Raw genomic sequence first — 2,097 nt, forward strand, 5'->3', positions numbered from 1 at the left:
TTGCTGGCGGTCGCTCTCATGCTTGCTTTGGCGTTGCTGATGCGCGGCCGGGGCCGCGCCGGCGAACAGGAACAGTTCGACCTGCTGAACGAACGCATCGACACGGCAGCCGATGCGCAGGCGCACGCGTATGAGCGCCTCGAGCGGCAATTGCGCAACGACATCACCGAGACGGCGCGCGTGTCGCGCACCGAGCAGAGCAGCGGCTTCGCGCATTTCCAGCAGACGCTGGCCGCGCAATTCAGCAGCATGACGACGGTGCAGGGCGGCAAGATCGACGGATTCGCGCAACAGCTCGACGCGGTGCGTCACAGTCTGCAACAGCAGGCGCAACAGGCGCGCGATGAACAGGGGCGCTCGCTCAAGCAGTTCGGCGATACGCTCAGCCTGCAACTCGGGCACCTCACCGAGGCGAGCGACCGGCGCTTCGCCGAAGTTCGCGCGACCATCGAGCAGCGGCTGAAGGACATCGAGGCGAACAACGCGAGCAAGCTGGAAGAAATGCGCCGCACCGTCGACGAAAAACTGCACGCCACGCTCGAACAACGCCTGGGCGAATCGTTCAAGCTCGTGTCCGACCGGCTCGAGCAGGTGCATCGCGGCCTGGGCGAAATGCAGACGCTTGCGGCCGGCGTCGGCGATCTGAAAAAGGTGCTGACGAACGTCAAGACGCGTGGCACTTGGGGCGAAGTGCAACTCGAGGCATTGCTCGAGCAACTGCTCACCGCGGACCAGTACGCGAAGAACGTGGCGACGGTGCCGAAAAGCGCGGATCGTGTGGAGTTCGCGATTCGCTTGCCGGGGCGGGTAGAAGCGGGCGTGGCGGGCGCGGCCGGTGCCGCGGGCGGCGCGGCGGCGCCGGTGTGGCTGCCAATCGACGCAAAATTCCCGCGCGAAGACTACGAACGCCTGATCGACGCGCAGGAAAGAGCCGACCCGCTCGCGGTAGAAGAAGCGTCGCGCGCGCTAGAAGCGCGGATTCGCGCGGAGGCACGCAGCATCGCCGAGAAGTACGTGTCGCCGCCGCACACCACCGACTTCGCGCTGCTGTTCCTGCCGACCGAAGGTTTGTACGCCGAAGTGCTGCGTCGGCCGGGGCTCTCGGATCTGCTGCAACGCGAGTATCGCGTGACGATTGCCGGTCCCACCACGCTGACCGCGTTGCTCAACAGTTTGCAGATGGGTTTTCGCACGCTTGCCATCGAACGGCGCTCGAGCGAGGTGTGGCAGGTGCTCGGCGCGGTCAAGACGGAGTTCGGCAAATTCGGCGATGTGCTCGCGAGGACGAAGGCGCAGCTCGAAACGGTCACGCGTTCCATCGAAGCGGCGGAGACGCGCACTCGCGTCATGAACCGCAAGCTGCGCGACGTGGAGGCGCTACCCGGCGAGGAGGCGAATGGTTTGATAGGCGGCGGTGCAGTGCCGGGCATCGAGCCCGATGAGCAATGAGGTAACAAGAGGCTGACGCCACGCGTGGGCATCGGCGGTCCGCGCCTGCTGCCCGACCGGGCCCGCGCTCGCGGGCTCGGCAGCAGTGACGCGGAACGCAGCGCGCGTCATGCTTCTTCGGGTGCGTCGGTCAACTGGATTTCAATGCCGCCGAAGCGCGACGCCACCCAGTTGTACGCGTGGCAGGCGATCCACAGCAGGATGAAGCCGAGAATCGCATTCAGCAGCAGCGCGCTGAACACCGTGCTCAGTTCGACCGAACCGTAGCGCACGAACGCGACCAGCACGCCCAGCAGCACGATAGGCACGGAGAACGTCAGGTAGACGAGGATAAGTGCTTTGGCCGTTTGTCCCGGTGCAATGAACGAGATCTGTTTTTTCATGTAAGTCAAACCCGCATGTCGTAGTGGTAATGGGTAAAACAAATGCGCCGGTGATGACAGCGCCGGATCGCGAATATTCGCCGAACCGTTAGATCAGGCCGTGGAACAGCATGATACTGACGCGCTCGCCCTCGGCAACGTCGCCGTCTTCATGGCCGAGCACGATGAAACAATTCGCCTCGCTCATCGAACTCAGCACGCCCGAGCTTTGCGACTCTGTCGGCGTGACCTGCCATTGGCCGTTTGCATGCTGGGCGGCGATGCC

At 64.3% G+C, this 2,097-nt stretch carries 2 protein-coding genes and 1 pseudogene; 1 reads left to right on the top strand and 2 read right to left on the bottom strand.

Annotated elements, in window-relative coordinates:
- A partial coding sequence (locus BGRAMDRAFT_RS33150; protein WP_232292410.1) for a DNA recombination protein RmuC occupies nucleotides 1-1,449 on the top strand: 1,449 nt, incomplete at its 5' end.
- A 107-nt stretch (nucleotides 1,450-1,556) separates the two neighbouring features.
- On the opposite strand, the gene BGRAMDRAFT_RS33155 is transcribed toward BGRAMDRAFT_RS33150, so the two are convergent.
- Nucleotides 1,557-1,832, bottom strand: coding sequence for a hypothetical protein (locus tag BGRAMDRAFT_RS33155; RefSeq protein WP_006053283.1), 276 nt, complete (start codon nucleotides 1,830-1,832; stop codon nucleotides 1,557-1,559).
- An 88-nt stretch (nucleotides 1,833-1,920) separates the two neighbouring features.
- Nucleotides 1,921-2,097 (bottom strand): annotated as a pseudogene (locus BGRAMDRAFT_RS34255) (molybdopterin molybdenumtransferase MoeA); the annotation flags it as partial.

It is taken from the genome of Paraburkholderia graminis C4D1M, from assembly GCF_000172415.1.
Taxonomy (GTDB): Bacteria; Pseudomonadota; Gammaproteobacteria; order Burkholderiales; family Burkholderiaceae; genus Paraburkholderia; species Paraburkholderia graminis.

Coding starts and splice junctions, on each gene's coding strand:
- BGRAMDRAFT_RS33155 (WP_006053283.1), bottom strand. CDS start 1,832: ATGAAAAAACAGATCTCGTTCATTGCACCGGGACAAACGGCCAAAGCA.